We start from the raw sequence: 23,083 nt of genomic DNA, 5'->3' as shown, positions 1-23,083 counted from the left end.
TCCGGCGTCATTTCCAACGACCCCATGAAAAGGATTTCTCATGACCTCGCCCTCTCCGACTGACAGCTTTTCTGCATTGGCACAGAGCGTCAGCCTGCAATTTGCCAGTCGCCCGACCTTCGAGCAGTTCGCACAACGCATGCTCAAGCAAGCCATCCAGGAAAAATACCCCACGCTGGCCTTCGATCTTTCCAAGACCCGGCTGGCAACGCCCGACACGGCCTCTCGCGGCTACCTGCTTGAACCCTTCATGCCTCGCGTCCTCGACTACTTGGCGCTTGGCACCCCCGTTGAATTCAAGGATCGCAACGGGCGTCGCAGTTTCCTGTCCGACTCACCACCGCGACTTCTTGCGCCAGATGACGGAAAACTGGAGATGAAGGTCATCCAGAAGTTGCTGCTCGAACTGCCCTGGACCGTACCGATCGGGCTGGAGGACGCACTGACCCGCTATTGGAACGCCAACATCGACACCGCTGCGCAGGACGACAGGCAGGACGGCACCAGCCGTTGGCAGTGGCTCAGCGATGTACTGCGCAACCTCGCGCAGATCCGCAGCCTGCAACAACAGGACCTCACTGGACAGGCCCGGGAAGCCCTGGGCCAGATTGTCCAATGGCCCGATCGGGAACAACGCTTTCGGCGCCACGGCCAATCGTCCGTCTATGCCTACAGCCTGGAGACTCGACTCACTCGGGACGGCTCCAGCAGCGTATTGACCAGCAGCGACATCCTGTTGGTCCAGTGCAAGGCCAACGCAACGCTCTTGCTGCTTTGCAGCCCTGCCGGTGCGGTCCAGGTCTTTGACTCCCTGGAAGCGTTCACTCAGCACTGGGGCACGCTGATCGCCAGCCAGTACGTCGTCGACAGCGTCACCTGCCAGCGTAACGAGATCAGTGGCAATGCCTTCGAGACCCAGGCGGCCCTGATCCTGGAGCAGCAACTGGCCGACCTGCAGGCTGTGCAGTTGCCCTCGCGCATTGGCCTGCCCGACCTCAAGGCGCTCTATAACGAGTTGAGCGACCCTGGCCGCTATCTGCTCGACGCCCCGCGCCCGATGCCGGTGACGTCGGCGCGGATCGCGCCCCTGATCCCCGACTGGTTGAAGCAGGCGTCGGTCCTCGACAGGACGAAAATCCAGCAATACAGCCTCGCCTTGGCCAGCGCCAAGAAACGCAACCAGGGACGCACCTTTCTCAGCGATATCCAGGACATCAAGGCCTTTGCCGCCGACGCCTTGCTCAAGTGCATGGGACAAGTCAACGACAGCAGTCCGGCGAAGGCGCAAGCCAACCAATACCAGCCCGACGATGTGGAGCTGACCTTCAGCGCGGCGGCGGGCTATCCCGGAACCATCGGCATCGTCGAAAAAAGAACGATGAGCCTGACCGAACTGGCGATCAACAACCTCGTCGCCCGACCTGGCGTGGATCCGGTGCTCAGTCATCGCCGGGGCCTGGCGCTACCGGTGTGGCTGACGGCGGACTTCATCACCCGCAAGGGCGGCTTGATCGAACAGGTGGATATCGGCACGACCTACCCACGCTACCTGCAACAAAACCTGCTGGACGGTGGGCCTCGAACCCAGGAGCGCCAGCGCATGTTTGCCGAAGAGATGCCCGCCCAGTTGCCGCTGGACGCCCTCAAGCAGGTGCTCAACCAGGAAAACGGCATGACCCGCCAAGGCCTGGCCCTGATCGAAGCCCTCCTCAAGCCCGACACCGATGCGCAGCGGGTTGCAGGCCGCCCCGTCGTCATTCGCCACCTGGCGTTCCTGCGCAAGCCCGAAGCCCACCCCGATACCGTGACGAACATGTTCATCATCGAGCCGGAGGATGTCGCGACTGGCCCGCATGTGCTGTATCGCCCGCTCTATACACCTTCGCTGCAGCAGTACCCGACGCGCCAAGCCTTGCTGCAAGCCATCGTCGTCCCCGGAGACCTGCAGCAGAGTGTCCTGGCCTGGATGTCCGACGCCGCCCGCCCGATCTATGCCAATGGCGGCTTCCAGGAGCCCCACATCGTGCGCTTCTACCAAGGCGATGAGTTCAGCCTGCCCGAGAAACCCGCCCCGGCAACCCTGGCGATCGACAGCGTCAACGACGAGCTGCGGCAGTTCCTGCGCAACGGCGAGCTGATGCAGTACCTCTACGGCAGCAACGCGCGGGCCCTGGTCACCCAGGCCGACCGCGATTCGGTTTCCAACAGCGAAAGCCGTTGGGCCGTTCTGCTTCATGGCGGCAGCCTGCTGTTCAACACGCTGCTGTTGCCCCTGCTGCGTGGCCCGGCCATGGCCACGGCCTGGCTATGGAACCTGATGGCCAGCGCCAGTCAGGACATTCCATCGCTGAGCAGCCAAGACGCGGTGACGCGAGAACTCGCCGCCGTCGATCTGCTGCTCAACCTCGGCATGCTGCTGCTTCAATTCCCCTCCATCAGTGCGCCACCTCATGCCCCCTTGCCCGAAACGCTCAAGGAACAGGCGATGCGCCCTCCCGCGCCGCGCATCATCCCAGAGCAGTGGCCCGCCCCCCCGCCACCGAGCATTCATGAGGGGCCCGTGGCCTTGCCAGGCGCACGTTTGGAGAGCACCAGCAGGAACCTGGACCTCAGCTTCGCCAGCGCCCGCCGCCGACTGACACCGGAGCAACTCGCTCGCCTGCAGCGCTTCCAGGTAAGCAGGCCGGCGTCCATGCCCGAGCCGACAAAATATGGCCCCTACACAGGCCTGTACGTTATCCGGAACACCTGGCACGCCCTGGTGGATGGAAAAATGTATCAGGTGACCCCGGAATCGGACGGCAGCGCGATCATCGTCAACCCCCTCGCCCCGCGGGATCCGGCCCAGAACGGTCCCGTGTTGCAACCGGATGCCCGCGGCAACTGGTCCATCGACCTGCGTCTGCGCCTGCGTGGGGGCATGCCGCCCAAGCGCCTGGCCAAACTGCGGGACATCAAGACCCAACGCGCGGCCGAACTGAGCGAGCTGCTGAAGAGTTACTACAAGGACGAGGTCAATCGGCAACGCGCCCTCGACACCGCCCAGGAAGTCATGACCAGGACCCAGGCAGGCAACTTTACCGAGGCGCAACGCGCGGACAAGCGGGCGCGGTTCTACAAGCTCCTTGAGGAGCAGACTGACACCTATCTGAAGCTGCTGGACAACGTCACCGAATATGCCAGCCACGATATGCAATTACCCCCCGGCATCATTCGCGCCTTGATGGAGAACGTGGTCAACAACGCCCGCAAGGGCTTCCTGATCAACGAGTTCGACCTGACGGCGCTGGATGCCGCCTATGGCCAATTCACGCAAGATTATTCGACCCTGCAAGCGAATGTCGCTGGCAACGTTCTCGACTATTTCAACTACCTTGACGCCTTGAGTGACATCAACGATCGCTCGATCTATTGGCTGGAACTCAGGGATCGCTACCTGGAAGCGCTGTTGAACCTGGATGCCGCCGGCGCGCAAGTGTTCGAACGCCTGACCCGGGACCGTCCATTGGGTGAACGAACGGCCTTGGCCACCAAGGCCCTGCAACTGCCTACGTTGGCGGCACTGATATTCAAGGATCCCGATTCCAATCTTCCCGAGAACCTGCATAGCGTCACCAAGCTGTTGATGGAACAGGCGCGCTCCCAGTCCGACCTGAGCACCTACGAGCTGACCCCATCGGAACAGATCGAGGTCCTGGAAAGCCTGGTCGAACACTATGGCGCGGCACTCGATGCCATGCAGGGCATGAAAGCCCTCAATGCCGCTGACATGGACACGTCCTATTTCGGCAGGCTGTTCAGGCTGGTCGAGGGTCTTTATGAAGAGTCGTCCACGAAGCTGGCCGCCGAGATCAAACCCGAGCCGCAGCCGCGCAAACGCCCGCCGAAACGCAGCAGGACAGCTGCCGGACGCCCGCAGAAAAAGGTGATCAAGACGCGCAAGAGCGGCGTGTTGATCGGTGACTTGAAGCCGGCCGGCACGTCGCTGCCGATCGAGGTCGTCGAGCTGCGCTCTGAAGTCGACGACAGGTTGCTCGCCACCTACTCACAACACGACGACGTCTGGGACATCGTCGAAGTCCAACGCCCGGCCCCGGCACCCCGCACACGCTCGGTCAAAGCGATCAAGGCCGATGCACGAAAGCTGCTCGGGCAACTGGACAACAGTCTGGCGAACGCCGAGCGCTATAAAACCCAGTGCCGCTTCCCTCAGGAAATCGAAGAAATCCTGAGCAATGAGGCGAGTCGCTACCGCAAGCTGTCCGAAGAACTCGAAAGAACCTTCACCGCCTCGAAAAACCCGCGCACCGCAGCCGATCAGACACTGAGCGGGCAACTGTCAGACGCCGTTTCGCGCCTGACCACCCGGGGCAGCGAGCTGCGCACCGAATTGAGCCTGAAACTGCCTCCCACCGACAGCAACCTTCGCTACCTGTTCGAGAAAAACCTGGTGCAAGTCGCGATGCTCGGCGAACGCAAAGCCTTGAAAGGCGAGCGCAAGGATTTTCTCCAGGAGTACGCCATCAATGACCGGGACGGTTGGCCCCTCTGGTATGCGCACTTTCATTACGAAGCGGCGGACACGCCAAAAGCTGACTTTAGCGTCGCGCATTTGAAAACCAAGGAACAGCGCAAGGAGCATTACCATTCAATGCTGGCCAAGGCGAAAAGCCCTTACGCGGTGGTGAATGTGCATCGAGGACAGATCGGCAGGCCGTTGGCCCAAAGCAAGTTCTTGCCGTTGGCGCCTTGATCACCGTGAAAGAGCAAGAGGCTGGTCACTTAAGACGGCGGTAACTCATTGTGGCGAGGGGATTTATCCCCGCTGGGCTGCGCAGCAGCCCCAAAAAGGCTGGGTGCGATCAGCCGGTTGTACCGAGGTGCCTGTTTGAGGGCTGCTTCGCAGCCCAACGGGGATAAATCCCCTCACCACAGGTTCGTGCTTGATAAAAGTGACTTGAACTGCCATTCAGCCAGCGGTCAGTGCGCAAACAACGAATTGCCCTTCTGCCCCGCCAGTTTCTCAGGCTTGATCAGGAAGCGTGCCAGCGCCGGCAGCAGCCACAGCGCGCCGAACATGTTCCACAGCAGCATGAACGTCAGCATTAACCCCATGTCCGCCTGGAACTTGATGGCCGAGAAGATCCAGGTGCAGACACCGATGGCCAGGCACAGGCCGGTGAACAGCACGGCCTTGCCGGTGGATTTCAGCGTTTGGTAGTACGCCTCTTGCAACGGCAATCCGGCCCTCAGGAAGCTTTCCAGGCGGCTGTAGATGTAGATGCCGTAGTCCACGCCAATCCCGACGCCCAGCGCCACTACCGGCAATGTCGCGACCTTCACGCCGATGCCCATGAACGCCATCAGGGCGTTGCCCAGCACGGAGGTGAGCACCAGCGGCAGCACGATGCACAGCGTCGCCGCCCAGGAACGGAAGGTGATCATGCACATGGTCGCCACGCAGATGTACACCAGGATCAGGATGGTCAGTTCCGATTCCTTGATCACTTCGTTGGTGGCCGCCTCGATGCCGGCGTTCCCGGCGGCGAGGATGAATTCCAGGCCATCGCGGTTGTTTTCCTTGGCAAAGTCCTGCACCGCCTTCACCGCACGGTCCAGGGTCTCGGCCTTGTGGTCGTTGAGGAACACCAGCACCGGCGCCAGGGAACAACTGTTGTTGTACAGGCCATCGGCCCGGGCAATGGAATTGTTCAGCACGTCAGGGTTGCGCGACAGGGTTTCCCATTTCAGGTTGCCCTCGTTCATGCCCTTGATCATCTGCTTGGACACGGTCACCAGGGAAATCGCCGATTGCACGCCCTCGGTGTTCTGCATCTTCCACATCAGTTCGTCGATAGGCGCCATGGCCTCGTAGCGCGAGCAGCCTTCGGTCTTGGTCTTGACCATCACCACCAGCACATCAGAGCTGGTGGAATAGTTGCTGATGATGAAGTTGTTATCCTGGTTGTAGCGTGAGTCCGGACGCAGTTCCGGCGCCCCCTGGTCCAAATCGCCGATCTTCAGGTTCTGGCTGTACCAGAGGCCACCGCCAAAAGCGATCACCGCCAGGGCAATGGACACCGGCGCGACCTTGGCGCTGGCGAAGTTCGACAGCAGGCGCCAGAACGGGTGTTCGCGGGTCGCATCTTTTTTACTGCGCTCGACCGCACGCTTGCTGATGCCGGCGTAGGAGATCGCCACCGGCAGCAGGATCAGGTTGGTGAACACGATCACCGCCACGCCGATGGAGGCGCCGATGGCCAGTTCGCGGATCACGCCGATGTCGATGATCAGCAAGGTGATGAAGCCGACGGCGTCCGCCAGGATCGCGATCATGCCCGGCAGGAACAACTGCCGGAAGGTGCGCCGCGCCGCCGTCAGGGCGTTGTCCGCCTCGCTGGACTGCAAGGCGATACCGTTGATTTTCTGTACGCCATGGGAGATGCCGATGGCGAAGATCAGGAACGGCACCAGCATCGAGTACGGATCGAGGCCGAAACCGGCCGCATGCATCAGCCCCAGTTGCCAGACCACTGCCACCAGGGTGGTGGTCAACACCGCTACGGTGCTGCGCATGCAGTTCGTGAACCAGTACAGCAGGATCAGCGTGATGACGAAGGCTACGCCGAAGAACAGCACCACCATGACCAGGCCATCGATCAGGTCGCCGACTTTCTTGGCGAAGCCGACGATGTGGATCTGCACGTTGGGGTTCTGGGCTTCGAATTTGTTGCGGATCTTGTCTTCAAGCTCGTGGGAGAACTTCTGGTAGTCCAGGGCGAGCAATTTGCCCTGGTCCTGGGGATCCGGGTAGGACTCCAACAGCGGGATGTCGACGATGCTCGACTTGAAATCGTTCGCCACCAAACGCCCGACCTGACCGGACTTGAGCACGTTGTTACGCAGCAGGTCGAGGCTGTCGGCCGAGCCGTTGTAGCTCTGGGGGATCACCTCGCCGCCGGCGAAGCCCTCCTCCGTCACTTCGGTCCAACGCACGCTCGGGCTCCACAGCGACTTGAGCCCGGAACGGTCGACGCCGGAGATGTAGAAGACTTCGTCGTGGATCTGGCGCAGGGTCTCCATGTACTCCTTGGAGAAAATATCGCCGTTGGTGGCCTCCACGGAAATCCGCACCGTGTTGCCCAGGTTCGCCAGGTCATTGCGGTGTTCGAGCATCTTCTGAATGAAGGGGTGCTCGAGGGGGATCATTTTTTCGAAACTGGTGGACGGCCGGATCAGCGTGGCCTGCCAGAACAGGAAAACGCTGACCAGCAGGCAAATGACGATCACTGCCGGGCGGTTGTTGAAAATCAGGCGCTCGAGGAACGTCGCCTTGTCTTGGTGATGACTGCTCATGGGGTCCGCCTTCTTGTTTTTATGCCCGTCTTATAGGCCTGACTCATTTGCTCAGTTCGGCGCCGGTGGACGTGGTGGCGCGCACGCCCCCTTGTCCCGCCAGGATCAGGTTGCCGTTGCCCGCAGTCGTGACGGCCGCCACGGAAATCCGATCCGGACGGTTGAACACACTGAAGGTCACGCCGTCGTCAGTACTGCGCACCACGCTGCCGCCGTTGCCGACGATCACGATGGAACCGTCCGGCAACAACGTGGCCCCCGACAGGCCGAATTCCAGGGCACCTCGGGCTGCCTTGAGCTCGACCTGTTCCCAGGTATCGCCGAAGTCGGTGGAGCGATAGAGGTTGCCGCGCAAGCCGTAGGCCAGCAGCGTCGAAGGCTGGGCCGTGCCGATGACCCCGAACAGCGAACCCTCGTACGGGCCTTCAAGCTTTTCCCAGGTCTGGCCGTCGTCGCTGGAGCGGAACATGCTGCCGGCCTCGCCAACGATGAACAGCCCGGCGTCTTTCACGGCGGTGATCGCGTTGAGGTGAAACTGGTCTTCGTTGTCGAGGCGGTCGCTGGCGTCTTCCCAGTGCTTGCCGGCGTCGGTGGTTGCCAACAGCGCACCGTAGGCGCCCACGGCAAAACCGTTGCTGGCATCCTTGAACCAGACGTCCAGCAGCGGCGCTTCACGGGTGAGGTCTTCGTATTGCTTGGTCCAGGTGCTGCCACCGTCGTCGCTGGCGAGGATCTGCGCATCGTGCCCCACGGCCCAGCCGTGTTTGTCGTCGACGAAAAAGACCGCGGTGAGCAGTTGGCGGCTCGGCACCTTGGCCTGGGCCCAGGAGCTGCCCTGGTCGTCGGAATAGACAATGTGCCCACGATCACCGACCGCCACCAGGCGCTGGCCGGCATGGACCACATCGAGCATCAGGGTTTTGCTGGCCTTGGCCGATTCGACGGAGTAAATGACGTCGGACGTCGACGCCGCAACAGCCATCACCGGTGCCGACAACACGGCAGAGCCCAGCAGCGAGAGCACCGTAGCCAGCAACGCGACTTTGCGCAGCATTGGCGGGCGGCAGCGACCCACAGCCATGACAGGCTCATTCATAGACCTTTCCCCCATTATTATTGTTAGGTCATCAACCTTTTCAGGGCGCCATCAGCGGGTTCTTCCACATTGCCAGGCATTGAGCATAGCCCTGAAACCTGCAATCTAGAGCCACTTCGCAAGCAGGTCTATCCTATCGGGCTTTCGAAAGGTCTGACAATCGACGCCACGTTATCTTTTGTTAACCAGGGGCATATAGGCCAAGGGCGAATAAGAAGACATTCGCGAGGGTGATGAATGTGGCGAGGGGATTTATCCCCGTTGGGCTGCGCAGCAGCCCCTGAGCAGTGAACTCAATTCTTCCTGGCACACCGAGTTGCCTGGTTTGGGGGCTGCTGCGCAGCCCAGCGGGGATAAATCCCCTCGCCACAAAAGTTAGGCAGTGCCTGTTTATGCCAAGCTCTTGCTCACCACTTCGAACACGTCGGCCGACAACCCGCCTGACGCCAGGATGCGTTCCAGTTCGCCCTTCATCAACGCCTGGCGGGCGCTGTCGTATTTGCGCCAGCGGGTCAGCGGGGCCAGTTGCCGTGAGGCGATCTGTGGGTTGAAGCCATTGAGCTGGATCACCAGGTCCGCCAGGAAGCGGTAACCCGAACCGTCGGCGGCGTGGAAGTTGATCAGGTTCTGCCCGGCGAACGCGCCGACCAGTGCCCGCACCTTGTTCGGGTTCTTGATATTGAACGCCGGGTGCTCCATCAGCGCCTTGACCCGCGCCAGGCCACCGGGCAACGGGCTGCCGGCCTGGACGCTGAACCATTGGTCCATGACCAGCGGATTGCCCTTGAAGTTTTCCGCGAACACTTCCAGGGCTTTGGCCTTCTCGGCTTCGAACGGCGAATTGACCAACACCGCCAACGCCGTGAGGCGTTCGGTCATGTTATCGGCGCTGTCGAACTGCTCCAGGGTCGCGCTCAGCACCTCGGGCTTGTCGGTGAGCATCAGGTACGACAGCGCGATGTTCTGCAACGCACGCCGGGCGAAATGCTCGGCCTCGGCCACATACGGCGTGCGTTTCGACAGGTCGCGGTTGGCTTCATAGCGCAGCCACAGGCCTTCGAACAGTCTTTCGGCCAACTGTCGGCGAGCGAACTCGCGGGCAGCGTGGATCGCCTCGACGTCGGCCACTTCGCTGATTTCCGCCAGATAGGCCTCGCTTGGCAACGAAAGCATTTCCGCGACCATGGCCTGGTCCAGGGATTCGTCCGACAACACGGTGCGCAGCGCACTGACCAGGCGCGGGTCCAGCGACAGGCTGGCGCCCTGCTGATGCTGGGCGATCAGTTCCTGCAACACCTGCACCGACAACTGCTGGCCGGCATCCCAGCGGTTGAAGCCGTCGCTGTCGTGTTGCATCAGGAACATCAACTGGTCGCGGTTGTACGGGAAGCTCAGCTTCACCGGTGCCGAGAAGCCACGCAGCAGCGATGGCAGGGGTTGTTCGGCGATGTCGACGAAGGTGAAGGTCTGCTCGGCTTCAGTCACCGAGATCACCCGGGAGGTGCCGCTTGCCGCCGCCTCACCGGCCAGGCGCAACGGTATTTCGGCGCCCTGGCTGTCCAGCAAGCCAAGTTCGACGGGAATCACGAACGGCAGCTTTTCCTGCTTGTCCGGGGTTGGCGGGCAGCTCTGGCTGAAGGTCAGGCTGTAGGTCTTGGCCGTGGCGTCGTAGGCCTCGCTCACCGCCAGCCGTGGCGTGCCGGCCTGGCTGTACCAACGCTTGAACTGGGCCAGGTCGACGCCATTGGCATCTTCCATGGCCTTGATGAAGTCATCGCAGGTCACGGCCTGGCCATCGTGCCGCTCGAAGTACAGGTCGCTGCCCTTGCGGAAACCCTCCGGCCCCAGCAGGGTGTGGATCATGCCGACCACTTCCGAACCCTTTTCGTACACGGTCAGGGTGTAGAAATTGGAGATCTCGATGAAGCTGTCCGGACGCACCGGGTGGGCCATGGGGCCGGCGTCTTCGGCGAACTGGTGGGTGCGCAGGTAAGCCACGTCCTGGATGCGCTTGACGGTGGCCGAGTTCATGTCGGCCGAGAAGCCGGCATCGCGGAACACCGTGAAGCCTTCCTTGAGCGACAGCTGGAACCAGTCGCGGCAGGTCACGCGGTTGCCCGACCAGTTGTGGAAATATTCGTGGGCAACGATCGCCTCGACCCGCTGGTGCGCGGCGTCGGTGGCGGTTTCGGCGCGGGCCAGCACGGCGCTGGAGTTGAAGATATTGAGGCCCTTGTTCTCCATGGCGCCCATGTTGAAGTCGTTGACCGCGACAATCATGAAGATGTCCAGGTCGTACTCACGCCCGTACACCTCTTCGTCCCAGCGCATCGACTTCTTCAGGCTGGTCATGGCGTGCTGGCATTTGTCGATGTTTTCCGGCTCGACATAAATGCGCAGCGCCACGGTACGTTCGCTCAGGGTGGTGAAGGTGTCTTCGACGCACCACAGGTCACCGGCCACCAGGGCAAACAGGTACGCGGGCTTCTTGAACGGGTCTTCCCAGGTCGCCCAGTGCCGACCGTCTTCGCCGGGGCCGCTGGCAATCGGGTTGCCGTTGGACAGCAGTACCGGATAGCTGTGCTGCTCGGCCACCACGGTGGTGGTGAACTTGCTCATCACATCCGGACGGTCGAGGTAATAGGTGATCTTGCGGAAACCTTCGGCCTCGCACTGGGTGCAGAACATGCTGCCGGACTTGTACAAGCCTTCCAGGGCGGTGTTGGTTTCCGGGTGGATCCGGACGGTGGTGTCGACCGTGAAGGCCTGGGCCTTGGGCTGCAGGGTCAGGTGGCTATCGTCCAGTTGGTACTCACCCTGCCCCAGGTCCGCGTCATCGAGCTTGAGCGAGACCAGCTCCAGGTGCTGGCCATCGAGCACCAGGGGCGGCAACCCGGCACCGCGCTCGGGGTTGCGGCGCATCACCAGTTGCGCATGGACCAGGCTGTGGTCCTCGAACAACTCGAAGGTCAGGTGTGTCTCGTCGATCAGGTAGTCGGGCGCCTGATAGTCCTTCAGGTAAATCATCTTCGGTTGTTCGGTGCGCATGGGTCGAATCCTTCTACTGATGCACGGCGAGCTGGTAAGCCGTGTATTTACGAATGTTGATCACGCCGGTGTCGAAAATCAGGTATTGGCCCTTGATCCCCAGCAGCGTGCCTTCGGCGATCGGGTTCTTGTCCAGGTTGAAGCTGACGATCTTGGCCGGGTATTGCTCCACCGGATAACGGATCTCGATGGGTTCGACGTCCGCTATGGTCTGGATCGCTTGCAGGCCAAATCGTTCCTGCAAGCCCTGCAATCCCTCGGCGCAGCTTTCGAACAGCGAGTCACGGATCCGGGGCAGGTCCACCGCCACCGCATCGCCCTTGAGCAACGCTCGCCAGTTGGTCTTGTCCGCCACCTGGCTGCGGAACAGGTCTTCGACAAACCCCGATTGCTGGCGGGTGGCGACCCGCAGGATCGGCAGCGCCTGGCTGGCGCCCTGGTCCAGCCAGCGGGTCGGCAATTGCGTGGCGCGGGTGATGCCGACCTTCACGCCCGAGGAATTGGCCAGGTACACCACATGATCGGTCATGCAGAACTGCTCGCCCCAGGCCGGATCGCGGCAGGTGCCCGCCTCGAAATGGCAGCGCTCGGGGCTCATGATGCACAGGTCGCATTGGGCCAGCTTGGTCATGCAAGGGTAGCAATAACCCTGGCTGAAGCTGGTCTTGGTCCGGCGTCCGCAATGGGTGCAGTGGATCGCACCGAGAAACTCCAGGCGCACCGTGCTGCCAATCAACGGATTGACCGGCACCTCGACGTCACCCAGGCGAAAGGCGTATTGAACGGTCGGCCCGTCAAGGCGCGCCGACATCTTGCTGATTGCACCGCGGCCAATCTCGATCAATGGATGGCGTCCGACTTGAACAGGATGTTTGGCACCTCGGTCGACTTCGACTGGCACTCCTGCGGGCCCATGTAGCCGGTGCGCTCTTCTTCAGGCAAGTTCTGGACTTCCCAGGCAATCATCGCCTGCAGCGACAGTTCGCGCTGCTCGGCGGTGAGCTTGTTGCCATCGGACCATTTACCGATTTCCACCGCCAGTTTCAGGCTTTGGTAGATGTCCGGGGTGATGTTTTTGATCATTTCGTTGAACGAGGACATGGGTTCTCCGCGCAATCGCGCATATTCAAGAGGCACAAACGCCAGTCAGAGGGCCATTTTACGGCGAGCGAAAAGCCCACCCAACAAACCGGTGAAGCAACCGATGAGCAACCCGCCGACGTGGGCCGCATTGGCGATTTCGCCGAAACCGATCAGCGAGACCAGCCCCGACAGACACAGCACCAGCCACACCAGCATCATCACCAGCACCCCACGGGGCAAGTGATAGGCCGGGTTCGGCGCCAGCAGTTGATAAATCCAGCAGTGCCCCAGCAACCCGTACAACACGCCGGACAAACCGCCGAACAGCGTCGCACCGCTGAACACATACTGGGCGAAGTTGGACACGAGGCTGAACAGCAACGTCAGCCCCAGCAGGTTGATGCCGCCCTGTCGGGCCTCGATACGCCGCCCCAGTTCCCAATACCACATGCCATTCATGGCGATGTGCAGGAAACCGAAATGGATCAGCATCGGTGTCACCAGACGCCACCACTGCCCCGCCGCCAGACTGTCGCCAAGGGGCGTGAATTGGATGTAGTCACCGACGACCCGAAACTCCAGGAAGGTCAGCCAGCGCAGGGTTTGCAGATTTTCCCCCAACAGGGTCACGGCACCGACGATCAGGCTCAGCAGCAACACCAGGGCGGTGACCGGGCTACGGCTCAATTGCTGAAAGAATCCGGCCCGGCGCGATGCGCTGTCACTGGCTGGCAACTCCAGCTGTTGCTCGGGATCGCCGGCCGGGAAGCGCGCATACAAGGAACGCACGTCCTCGCTGATTTCATCTGGCACCCAAAGCACCTGCTCACCGGCCTCTTCGCTGACCCGATGGGGCACCTGCATGCGTTGCAACAGCTTGACGAACCCGCTCAAATCCACGGCCAGGGGCAAGCGCAATACAGCGACGACACTCATTGCATCATCTCCGGCCGCTCGACATCGACCCAGACAAATTTGTGCGGATCCAGGCGAGTTTCCTGGTCCAGGCGGTACGCCACCAACTTGCCGTAGAGCACCGCGCTGTAATCCAGGCAGGCCAGGTTCTGACGGATCGGCGCGGGTTTGCCACTGCGCCAGTAGTGGCCGACGAACAACAGCGGTTCATGGGCGCCATAGCGCAACAGGTTGTTCTTTTCATCCGGCGACAGTGGCGTGCGGGCCACCGGTTCAGGCAAGGCGTCAGGCTGGAACACGATGTCGCCGTAGGTTTGCGGGTTGTCTTCCCAGAATTTGGTCCGGAAGAACGAACGGGTCAGGCCATCGCCGCCGGTGAGGGTCAGGCCATGGGGCAGGCGCATGTCGGTGCCGCGCAGCAAACGATCGAACACCGTGCAGGCAAAGCTGCCCGGCTCCGCCGAAGCCTGGAGGAAATGCTCGTCGATGCAGCCGTCCGGGAACAGGCCGCGCAGCGGTTCGATCAGGCCCGCATCCCAGCAGGCATGCACCACCCGGAAACGGCCGGCGTCGACAAACAACGGCAGCTCATAGAACCATTTGAGAAAGTCATGCCAATCCGCAGGATGCTGCTCGAACTGGGTCAGGGTTTCGTTGAGCAGGCGGGCATGGCGCGGGGTGTGTTCGCGCACGTAACGCTGGCCACTGCCCGGCAGTGCCGGCGTGCTCCAGCCCAGGGCATTGAACTCGTGGTTGCCCATGATGCACAGCGCCTGGCCGGCCATCACCATGTCGTGGACGATGTGCAGCGCCTCGCGGATGCGTGGGCCCCGGTCAATGATGTCCCCCAGGAACACGGCCATGCGCGATGGATGCCGCCAGACCCCGCCCTGCTTGTGGTAACCGAGTTGGTCCAGCAGGCGTTCAAGGGTCAAGGCGCATCCGTGCACGTCGCCGATCAGGTCGTAACTGCGCGCAGGATCGAGCATCAGTCGCCTCCACCCCCCAACCGGCTACCCCAGCCGAGCTTGGTCCGGCAGACTTCGTAGTAGTTGTGATCCAGCGGATGGATCAAGCGCAGCTTCTGCGCCTTCTTGCTGACGGTGATGGTGTCACCCGGCGCGCAGGTGAAATGGTTCTGACCGTCACAGGACACTTGCGGGTAGATCTGCATATCCTTGGACACGACGATTTTCAGCTCACTGTTGCCATCGACCACAATGGGTCGCCCAGACAAGGTATGGGGGTACATGGGCACAATCACAATAGCGTCGAGCTTGGGGTGCATGATCGGGCCACCCGCGGAAAGCGCATAGGCCGTGGAGCCGGTGGGCGTGGCGACGATCAGGCCGTCGGCCTTCTGGCTGCAGACGAACTGGCCGTCGATGTACAGCTCGAATTCGATCATGCGCGTGGACTTGCCGGGGTGCAGCACCACGTCATTGAGGGCGTCGCCCTGGCCGATGGCCTCGGCGTGACGACGGACCTCGGCCTGCAGCAGGAAGCGGTTTTCCACCAGGTAGTGGCCGTCCAGCACTTCGGCGACCTTGGTTTCCAACTCGTCGGGGCGGATATCGGTCAGGAACCCCAGGCTGCCCCGGTTGATGCCCAGCACGGGAACGTTGTGCCGCGCCAGGGCCCGGGCGGCCCCCAACAGGCTGCCATCGCCGCCGACCACGATCACCATGTCACAGACTTCGCCGAGCATCTTGCGCGACGACGTCTGCAGGCCATGGCCCGGCAGCACTTCGGCGATGGTATCTTCGAGGATCACATGCAGGTGCCGCTCCAGGAGGAAACGTTTGAGACGGCGAACGGTGTCCAACACCTGTGAACTGCCCAGGCGACCGATGATGCCGATATTGCGAAATTGCTCCATGAGGCTCCTGCGAAGGTCTGCGACGGGCGAAAACCACGATTATGGGCGAAAGCGCTCCATAGACAAAATTCTTTAAGCCTTCATCACAGCGGCTATGCTCGCAACATGATCCTGTTTCCCGAATTGCTGGACTTGCCCCGCCGCCTGCGCCATCCCGAAGTGCGCGATCTGGCGTGGGCGATACTCGCCCCGCCGATGCTCATCGACCCACCCTGGCCCCAGCGCCACCCCCTGACCGGCAGCGGCTGGGTGCAGGATCCTCATCGGCTGGAACACTGGTTGCGACAACTGGACCGTGACAGCTATCCGCTGCTGCATTGCCTGTCCCAAGGGCGAACACGGCGCCTGGGCCTGTATTACGAAAGGCTGTGGCAGTTTGCCGTGCAACACGCGCCGGGCATCGAGCTGATTGCCGCGAATCTGCCGATCCGGCACGCCGGCCATACGCTGGGTGAATTGGACCTGCTGCTGCGCGATGGCGACGGCATCCATCATCTGGAATTGGCGATCAAGTTGTACCTCGGCCCCCAGCAGGGCAACGGCCAGGACACCGCGCAGTGGCTCGGCCCGGGTTGCCATGACCGACTCGACCGTAAGCTGGCGCATCTGCGCGAGCACCAGCTACCGATCTCGACGCGCCCGGAAAGCCGCGAGGCCTTGGCGGCATTGGGTATCGAACCGTCCGGCCTCGAGGGGTTTCGTTCCGAGCTCTGGCTCGGCGGTTATTTGTTGTACCCCTGGCCTGGCCAGGCCGAACCACCGGCCGGTGCGCACCCCAGGCATCTGCGGGGCAGTTGGCTGCATCAGCGCGATTGGCCCGCCTTCGTCGCCCAACGTCCGCCAGGCCGCTGGCAACCCCTGCCCCGCGCCGCCTGGCTGGCTCCAGCCCATTATCCGGCGGACCAGACCTGGAGCACCGAGCAACTGGACGCCTGGCGAATGGCCCTCGACCCCATGGCGCCGGCGCAACTGATGGTGCGCCTGACGGAAAACGCCGAGGGTGAGTGGGAAGAAGCCGAGCGGCTGTTCCTGGTGGCGGATCTTTGGCCGGATGTGCCGGGCAATGGCTGAGCCTTGTGCTGCCTGTCAGGACCTCATCGCGAGCAAGCTCGCTCCCACATTGGATCTCTGTTCACCTTGTAATTGCAGGCGCTGCGGTCACTGTGGGAGCGAGCTTGCTCGCGATGAAGCCAACTCGGTTCTAGAAGGACAACCGCACAGCCAGCGCCGCCAACGTCACCAACAACACCGGCGCCGTCAGCACGATCCCGACCTTGAAGTAATACCCCCAGCCAATCTGGATGTTCTTGCGCGCCAGCACATGCAACCAAAGCAAAGTCGCGAGGCTGCCGATCGGCGTGATTTTCGGGCCCAGGTCGCTGCCGATGACGTTGGCGTAGATCATCGCCTCCTTCACCACCCCGGTGGCCTGGCTGGCATCGATGGACAAGGCGCCGATCAGCACCGTCGGCAGGTTGTTCATGACCGACGAGAGCAACGCCGTCAACAGCCCGGTGCCCATGGCTGCGCCCCACACGCCATAGTCGGCGAAACCGTCGAGCCAGTGGGCCAGGTACCCGGTCAGCCCGGCGTTGCGCAAGCCATAGACCACCAGGTACATGCCGAGGGAGAAGATCACGATCTGCCAGGGCGCTTCCTTCATCGCCTTGCGGGTGGAGATCTTGTGACCGTGGGCGGCGACGGCCAGCAGCAACGCCGCACAAACCGCCGAAATCGCACTGATGGGAATCCCCAGCGGCTCCAGGGCAAAGCAGCCCAGCAACAGAATCACCAGCACGACCCAACCGGCATAAAAGGTCGCCTTGTCGTGGATCGCGCTCGCTGGATCGTCCAGTTGATGCGGGTCGTAGTCGCTCGGAATGTCCCGACGAAAGAACCACAGCAGGATCGCCAGGCTGGCGGCCACGCTAACCAGGTTCACCGGCACCATGACCGCTGCGTAGCGGTTGAAACCGATGCCGAAGAAGTCCGCCGAGACAATGTTGACCAGGTTCGACACCACCAGCGGCAAGCTCGCGGTGTCGGCAATGAAACCGGCGCCCATCACGAACGCCAGGGTCGCCGCCGGGGAAAACCGCAACGCCAGCAGCATCGAGATCACGATAGGGGTCAGGATCAGCGCCGCCCCGTCATTGGCGAACAGCGCCGACACCAGCGCGCCCAGCAGCACCATGAAGGCAAACAGCTTGCGCCCACTGCCCCGCCCCCACCGGGCCACGTGCAGGGCCGCCCAGGCGAAGAACCCCGCCTCGTCCAGCAGCAGGCTGATGATGATCAGCGCGACAAACGTGCCGGTGGCGTTCCAGATGATCTGCCACACCAGCGCAACGTCACCGACCTGCACCACCCCGCTCAACAAGGCCAGCACCGCACCGAGCGTCGCGCTCCAGCCAACGCCGAGCCCCTTGGGTTGCCAGATCACCAGCGTAATGGTCAGCAGGAAAATCAACGACGCGATGAGCATGCGCAACAGCCTTGAAAGAGGGATTGAAGAGAAAACATCAGCAGCAACGCGCCACCGGCCGGCCGGTCATCGCGCCCAAACGCTGCACATCCACCGCCAGCCAGGCGCTGTTGGCCGCCAACGCTTGTTCCAACAGGGTACGCACCCAAGATGGCAATTGTGGATGCAGGCGGTAGTAGACCCACTGCCCCTGGCGCCGGTCGTTGAGCAGGCCGGCATTGCGCAACTGCGCCAGGTGCCGGGAGATCTTCGGCTGGCTCAGGTCCAGCGCCGCGGTGAGTTCACAGACACACAACTCGCCCTCGCGGGCCACCAGCAATGCAATGCGGGTCCGGGTGTCGTCGGCCAGCGCCTTGAAGACGTCGACGGGATTGTGAGATTCGGTCATGGCGGGAAACAGTCTGGATGAGCGAACGGCGAATATATGGAAATTCGAATATCCCGTAAAGCAGGGATTTGAAGTTGCAGATGCACTTGCAGATGTACATGCACTTGTGGCGAGGGGATTTATCCCCGCAGGGCTGCGAAGCAGCCCCAGACCCAACACCCTGGTGTGCCAGGCAATTTGAATGGGGGCGCTTCGCGCCCCAACGGGGATAAATCCCCTCGCCACGGATTGAGTGGACCAGCTAGCGCGGATCGCCGTTATCCAGCGCCCGGTTAGCCAGCAATCCGCCCAATTCGATCAACTGTTGAATGCCCAACGCCACATGCCGGCGCGAACCGTCCAGTTCGAAGGCCAGGTCGCTGATCATTGCATCGGCCGAAGCCAGGGTTTCGCTGAGGTTGGCGAGCAGGCATTCGGTGTCGACACCGTTTACCACGGTGAAGAGCTGGCTTGGCGGCGGCCCGGTGTCGGGCTCGGGCTTGAGATAGTAATCGAGGGCGCGTTTGGCGGCTTTGTCGAAGGCGGTTGGGTCTGGATCGGTGTCTGGCGGATTTGGGGTTGGTTTGAACATGGTGAATCTCCGTGAAGGGTTGAGCCACCACGACCTATCGCTAAACAAGTAAGGTGGCGGCTGTACGCAGGTTAGCGATCCGGGTCACAGAAACCCCGGGTAGACCCGAAGGTCTCCCGCGCACAGCCACCATTACACAAATTACAGGCACGGAATGACTGCACTTGGGTCTGGGCATTGTTGCGTCTGTGTGTTGAGCCGGATCGCTAAACCCGATCACTGATTCGTCAGCGACCCGCAAACGATAGAGCCCGCCCCCCAGACGCACAAGCCGGCGGATTCTGGCGCAGTTGTAGGCAACGGCGCAAGACGGTGTAGCCGGAGGATGAAGGATGACGTGGGGCGCAGTTTCGGTAAGCTCGGGCCTGTGAAAGCGAGTTTCCTCGCTTTCACAGGATGTGTTGCTAGTAAATAAATGCGTCCCCTTTTTTGCTGAGGGAAGCGCTTTTCCATGGGGGAACACCTCGACGTTTTTGAGGGGCCGCCAATAAAACAGTAGAGGCGCAATGAACGTAGAGGAATTAAGACGCGCCGGGGTGAGCGCGTCTACTGTCAGAGTTGACAGGTTGAAGGGATATCAACAGCGCCGTGCGAGGGGAAACACGAACGGCCGGGAGTGTAACCCCGTTTTCTGATGAGCGCGGGATCCTGAAGCGCAGGAGGCCATCAGGCCTTTTTATGCTGCTCCACCCACTTGCCATAGGCATCGATGAATTTCTGCAAGAACGGCCTCACGGACTCCGACAGGTTGCCCGCCTCGTCGAACGCCGTCCCGGCGCCGCTCAGGTAGGCTTCCGGCTGCTGCATGCAAGGCACATCGAGGAACACCAGGGACTGGCGCAAATGATGATTGGCGCCAAAACCACCGATGGCGCCCGGCGATGCACTGATCACCGCGCCCGGCTTGCCACTGAAGCAACTCTGGCCATAAGGGCGCGAGCCGACGTCGATGGCATTTTTCAGCGGTGCCGGTACCGAACGGTTGTATTCAGGCGTGACGAACAGTATTGCGTCGGCTGCGCCCACCTGCTGACGGAATGTGGTGTAGGCTGCCGGCGGCGTTACGTCAATGTCTTCGTTATAGAGTGGCAAGTCGCCAATCTCGACGATGCTCAGTTTCAGATTGGCTGGCGCCAGGTCAGCCAGTGCCAGGGCCACCTTGCGATTGATCGATGCCTTGCGCAGGCTGCCCACCAAAACGGCCACTGTGTAGACATTACTCATAAGAGTCTCTCGACTGTCGGCTCAAAGGAGCCTGTAGTTATAGATGATCGGAGCGACAATTGGACCAGCGGGACGACGAAAACCGGCCGACTGGACTATTTTTTTCATGTAGGAAAACTTACCGCGCTTGACCAGGGTCTACAGAACCGCAAATCGAGTGATCTATTTCCAGAGGTTCTAAGCAATGGCAGCAGTACTTGTCGGACAATTTCATGCGCGGGACGCCGAAGGTCGCGTCTATTCGGTGCATGAGTTCCAGGAATCGACCCCGTCGCCCGACGGAAACGGCAAGGAGCCTGTCACTACCTATAAATTGGCGATCGGTGATCGAGTCACCAAACTCGACGACGGCAAATTTATTCTCGTGCAATCTCAAATCGAACTGACGCGCGAACCGGAAACGCCGCTGCCCACTCAAACGCCCACTGAAACGCAAATAGCTTCATAACCATTGGTTATGAGCAGAAGTCATGCCCGGACTTGGGTTAGGATTCAGCCAATCAATGGCTCTCCCGCCGAACATGGACTTCTTGCATGCGTTTACGCCACATCGAAGTGATCCAGGCGCTGCTGCAGACCGGCCACCTCGGCACGGCGGCCGAATGGCTGCAATTGCCGGTGGCGGAGGTCGAGGCGATCCTGCGCGATGCCGAGGCGCAGCTGGGCTTCATGCTGTTTGCCAGTGTGCGCGGTCGCTTGCAGGCCACCCGGGAAACCCTTGAATTGCGCGACGGTATCACGCGGGTGTACGACACCCTCGAACCGGTGCAACGCCTGGCCAGCAGCCTGAAACACTATCAGGCACCTCCCCTGCGAGTCATCTGCACCCCGCCGCTGGCCCAACAGTTGTTGCCCCAGAGCATCGCCGCGCTGCGCCGACGGCATCCGGATGTACCTTGCACCCTGCTCAGCCAACCGACCCGCGACATCGTCCAGAGCCTGCTATTGCGTGAAAGTGACCTGGGCCTGAGCTTGCACGACCCGGAACACCCCGACATCCATTGCCAGATGATCGCCCAGGGCAAACTGCAATTGCTGGCGCCCCACGGCTGGCTGCAACCGCGGCAAAAATACATTTCCCTTCAGGACCTGGCGGGCCAGTCGCTGGTGGGGCTCGATGGCCACGACCCGCTAAGCCCCGCGTTCGAACATAAACTGGCGGCGCTGCGGCCGGCGCCGGTGATCCAGATCCGCGTGCAGACCCATCAGATGATGCGCGCCATGGTCGAGGCCGGCGAAGGCCTGGCCATCGTCGACCCGTTCACCGCCGCAGGCGCAAAGAATGGCGAGCTGGATGTCTGCCCGGTGTCACCGGCGATTGCGATTGGCCTCTATGCCCTGAGCCTGAACGGCACGCAACCCTCGCCCGCCGTCCAATCGTTGCTGGAACGGCTTACGGAACAAGCCGAGGCGTTGCTGAGCCACTGATCGACATGCCCAGCGGATCGTCGAACAACCGGTACCAGAACAACGCTACTTCGGCGGTATGCCGGTCGATGCCGCGATAGCGCAAGTGGTCGATGCCACCGAGCACATACCCGCAACGCTCATAGAGTCGGCAGGCCCCCAGGTTGTTGTTCTGGGTTTCCAGCATGATCCCCGGCAGTTTTTTCTTGCGGCTCCAGAAGTGAGCGACGTCGAGCAGCGCCTTGGCCACCCCGTGGCGACGGGCCGGCGCATGCACTGCCAGTTCGTCGATATGGGCGAAGCCGTTCCAGTTGGTACTGATCACCAGGTGCCCTACCGGCTGGTCGTCGAGGTAAGCCATGAAGATCTCGCTGTCCGGGGCATTGCGAAAGCTGCTGAACTCTTCAGGATCGATGCCATAGCACTTGCGATAGGGCACGATGGGCGTCACCGTCCATTGGCTCACGGGCCGGCCAACCTGCGCGGTACCGTAGTCGCTGACCTCGAAACTGAAATCACTGCCCCAGATGTAGGCGGCAAAGCCATCATCGACGACGCGCACCGACAGACCGGGGTATTTGGGATTCATGACCGGTTGCATACTGGGGAAAGTCCTCATTCCTTGAGACAACCAACGGCGAGTTGCCATCCATTGCCCTTGCCTTGCAAATCTTCACACATCAAGCGGGATCCGTAGCCTGCCCGTTACCTCAGGTTAGAAGGTACTGGCGATTGTGGCGAAAAATGAACGATGGATAACTTTGTGGGAGCAAGTTCGCTCCCACAAAAAGGGTGTCATCCGTTCGCCGGGGCCTGCGCCTCGACCAACTGCGTCCACAGTGCCGGAGCACCGGCGGACTTGGCGATGGCTTCCAGACGCGCGGCATGTTCGGCCAGGTCGTTTTCGCTGGCGCGGATGATCCGGGATGGCTGGCGGTCAGCGGGCAAGCGCCGGATTTCCGTGGCCTGGTTGCCCGAGCCTTCGCCGGTACCGTTGCCGTCCGAGGCGTTGCCGGCCAGGGACAGGCTGGTCTGGCCGCCGGTCATGGTCAGGTAGACATCGGCCAGGATCTCGGAGTCGAGCAAGGCGCCGTGCAGTTCCCGGCCAGAGTTGTCGACATCGTAGCGCTTGCACAAGGCATCGAGGCTGTTGCGCTGCCCCGGGTGACGTTCCCGAGCCATCATCAGGGTATCGAGGATGGTGCAATGCCGGGTGATGTCGGCGCGGTCGTGCTGGCCCAACAAGGCGAATTCGTTGTTGATGAAACCAACGTCGAACGCCGCGTTATGGATGATCAACTGCGCGCCCTTGATGAATTCGAAGAACTCATCGGCCACTTCGGCGAAACGCGGTTTGCCCACCAGGAACTCGTTGGTAATGCCGTGGACGCCGATGGCGCCTTCGTCACTTTCACGGTCCGGTTGCAGGTAAACGTGGAAATGGCGACCGGTCAGGCGTCGGCCGATCAACTCGACACAGCCGATTTCGATAATCCGGTGACCATCGGTCACCGGCATGCCGGTGGTTTCGGTATCCAGTACAACAGATCTGTTGGCCATCAGTGTTCAGCTCTCAACGGGCATGCTTGCAAAAGCGCGGATGTTAACACGCTCTTGCCGTGAGGGATTTA

Annotated in this window: 18 protein-coding genes; 4 read left to right on the top strand and 14 right to left on the bottom strand. The window is 61.5% G+C overall.

Annotated elements, in window-relative coordinates; all coding sequences use genetic code 11:
• Positions 1-40 precede the first annotated feature (40 nt).
• Positions 41-4,753, top strand: a complete 4,713-nt coding sequence (locus LOY70_RS12880) for a dermonecrotic toxin domain-containing protein (RefSeq protein ID WP_265037208.1) — start codon at positions 41-43, stop codon at positions 4,751-4,753.
• Between the two features lie 227 nt (positions 4,754-4,980).
• On the opposite strand, the gene LOY70_RS12875 is transcribed toward LOY70_RS12880, so the two are convergent.
• The 8 genes from LOY70_RS12875 to LOY70_RS12840 all read right to left on the bottom strand — a co-directional run bounded on the left by LOY70_RS12875 (position 4,981) and on the right by LOY70_RS12840 (position 15,377).
• Entirely contained in the window at positions 4,981-7,356 is a 2,376-nt protein-coding gene (locus LOY70_RS12875; protein WP_025213294.1) for an efflux RND transporter permease subunit, read from the bottom strand.
• Between the two features lie 43 nt (positions 7,357-7,399).
• Entirely contained in the window at positions 7,400-8,452 is a 1,053-nt protein-coding gene (locus tag LOY70_RS12870; protein ID WP_265037205.1) for a WD40/YVTN/BNR-like repeat-containing protein, read from the bottom strand.
• A gap of 390 nt (positions 8,453-8,842) precedes the next feature.
• A complete protein-coding gene (gene pepN / locus LOY70_RS12865; protein WP_265037203.1) occupies positions 8,843-11,500 on the bottom strand; it encodes an aminopeptidase N in 2,658 nt (885 codons plus the stop codon).
• A gap of 13 nt (positions 11,501-11,513) precedes the next feature.
• The gene (locus tag LOY70_RS12860) at positions 11,514-12,344 is read right to left on the bottom strand and encodes a DUF2797 domain-containing protein (RefSeq protein WP_123341414.1); all 831 of its coding nucleotides are present in this window, start codon (positions 12,342-12,344) and stop codon (positions 11,514-11,516) included.
• Positions 12,341-12,601, bottom strand: a complete 261-nt coding sequence (locus tag LOY70_RS12855) for a YeaC family protein (RefSeq protein ID WP_265037201.1) — start codon at positions 12,599-12,601, stop codon at positions 12,341-12,343. Before LOY70_RS12855 ends, LOY70_RS12860 begins: the two co-directional genes overlap by 4 nt.
• 45 nt (positions 12,602-12,646) lie before the next feature.
• Positions 12,647-13,519, bottom strand: coding sequence for a rhomboid family intramembrane serine protease (locus LOY70_RS12850; RefSeq protein ID WP_265037199.1), 873 nt, complete (start codon positions 13,517-13,519; stop codon positions 12,647-12,649).
• Complete coding sequence (locus LOY70_RS12845) at positions 13,516-14,490, bottom strand: metallophosphoesterase (protein WP_265038030.1); 975 nt, start codon at positions 14,488-14,490, stop codon at positions 13,516-13,518. Before LOY70_RS12845 ends, LOY70_RS12850 begins: the two co-directional genes overlap by 4 nt.
• Positions 14,487-15,377: an NAD(+) kinase gene (locus LOY70_RS12840; RefSeq protein WP_025213287.1), complete on the bottom strand. Its 891-nt coding sequence runs from the start codon at positions 15,375-15,377 to the stop codon at positions 14,487-14,489. Before LOY70_RS12840 ends, LOY70_RS12845 begins: the two co-directional genes overlap by 4 nt.
• Before the next feature lie 105 nt (positions 15,378-15,482).
• Between LOY70_RS12840 and LOY70_RS12835 the strand changes: the two genes are divergently transcribed.
• Positions 15,483-16,448, top strand: coding sequence for a DUF1853 family protein (locus LOY70_RS12835; RefSeq protein WP_265037197.1), 966 nt, complete (start codon positions 15,483-15,485; stop codon positions 16,446-16,448).
• A 130-nt stretch (positions 16,449-16,578) separates the two neighbouring features.
• Here LOY70_RS12835 and LOY70_RS12830 read toward each other — a convergent pair whose 3' ends face one another.
• From LOY70_RS12830 to LOY70_RS12815, 4 genes are all read right to left on the bottom strand, one after another.
• Positions 16,579-17,862, bottom strand: coding sequence for an arsenic transporter (locus LOY70_RS12830; protein ID WP_265037195.1), 1,284 nt, complete (start codon positions 17,860-17,862; stop codon positions 16,579-16,581).
• Positions 17,863-17,899: 37 nt separating this feature from the next.
• Complete coding sequence (locus tag LOY70_RS12825) at positions 17,900-18,250, bottom strand: metalloregulator ArsR/SmtB family transcription factor (RefSeq protein WP_265037193.1); 351 nt, start codon at positions 18,248-18,250, stop codon at positions 17,900-17,902.
• A 241-nt stretch (positions 18,251-18,491) separates the two neighbouring features.
• Complete coding sequence (locus LOY70_RS12820; RefSeq protein ID WP_265037191.1) at positions 18,492-18,821, bottom strand: DUF6124 family protein; 330 nt, start codon at positions 18,819-18,821, stop codon at positions 18,492-18,494.
• A gap of 666 nt (positions 18,822-19,487) precedes the next feature.
• Positions 19,488-20,045, bottom strand: coding sequence for an NADPH-dependent FMN reductase (locus tag LOY70_RS12815; protein ID WP_025213281.1), 558 nt, complete (start codon positions 20,043-20,045; stop codon positions 19,488-19,490).
• Positions 20,046-20,229: 184 nt separating this feature from the next.
• Between LOY70_RS12815 and LOY70_RS12810 the strand changes: the two genes are divergently transcribed.
• Both LOY70_RS12810 and LOY70_RS12805 read left to right on the top strand, forming a co-directional pair.
• Positions 20,230-20,493, top strand: a complete 264-nt coding sequence (locus LOY70_RS12810; protein WP_025213280.1) for a hypothetical protein — start codon at positions 20,230-20,232, stop codon at positions 20,491-20,493.
• An 86-nt stretch (positions 20,494-20,579) separates the two neighbouring features.
• Positions 20,580-21,473 carry a LysR family transcriptional regulator gene (locus LOY70_RS12805; RefSeq protein ID WP_265037188.1) on the top strand — a complete coding sequence of 298 codons (894 nt, stop codon included), beginning with the start codon at positions 20,580-20,582 and terminating at the stop codon, positions 21,471-21,473.
• Here LOY70_RS12805 and LOY70_RS12800 read toward each other — a convergent pair.
• Positions 21,439-22,053, bottom strand: coding sequence for a GNAT family N-acetyltransferase (locus LOY70_RS12800; protein ID WP_265037186.1), 615 nt, complete (start codon positions 22,051-22,053; stop codon positions 21,439-21,441). The two genes, LOY70_RS12805 and LOY70_RS12800, sit on opposite strands and share 35 nt — an antisense overlap.
• Before the next feature lie 194 nt (positions 22,054-22,247).
• Positions 22,248-23,012 carry a DNA polymerase III subunit epsilon gene (dnaQ, locus tag LOY70_RS12795; protein ID WP_265037184.1) on the bottom strand — a complete coding sequence of 255 codons (765 nt, stop codon included), beginning with the start codon at positions 23,010-23,012 and terminating at the stop codon, positions 22,248-22,250.
• Between the last annotated feature and the right edge of the window lie 71 nt (positions 23,013-23,083).

Origin of the sequence: Pseudomonas sp. B21-054 (assembly GCF_026016345.1) — a bacterium.
Classification (GTDB): domain Bacteria; phylum Pseudomonadota; class Gammaproteobacteria; order Pseudomonadales; family Pseudomonadaceae; genus Aquipseudomonas.
The sequence above is the reverse complement of the archived record's forward strand: the minus strand, read 5'-3'. Positions and strand labels throughout refer to the sequence as shown.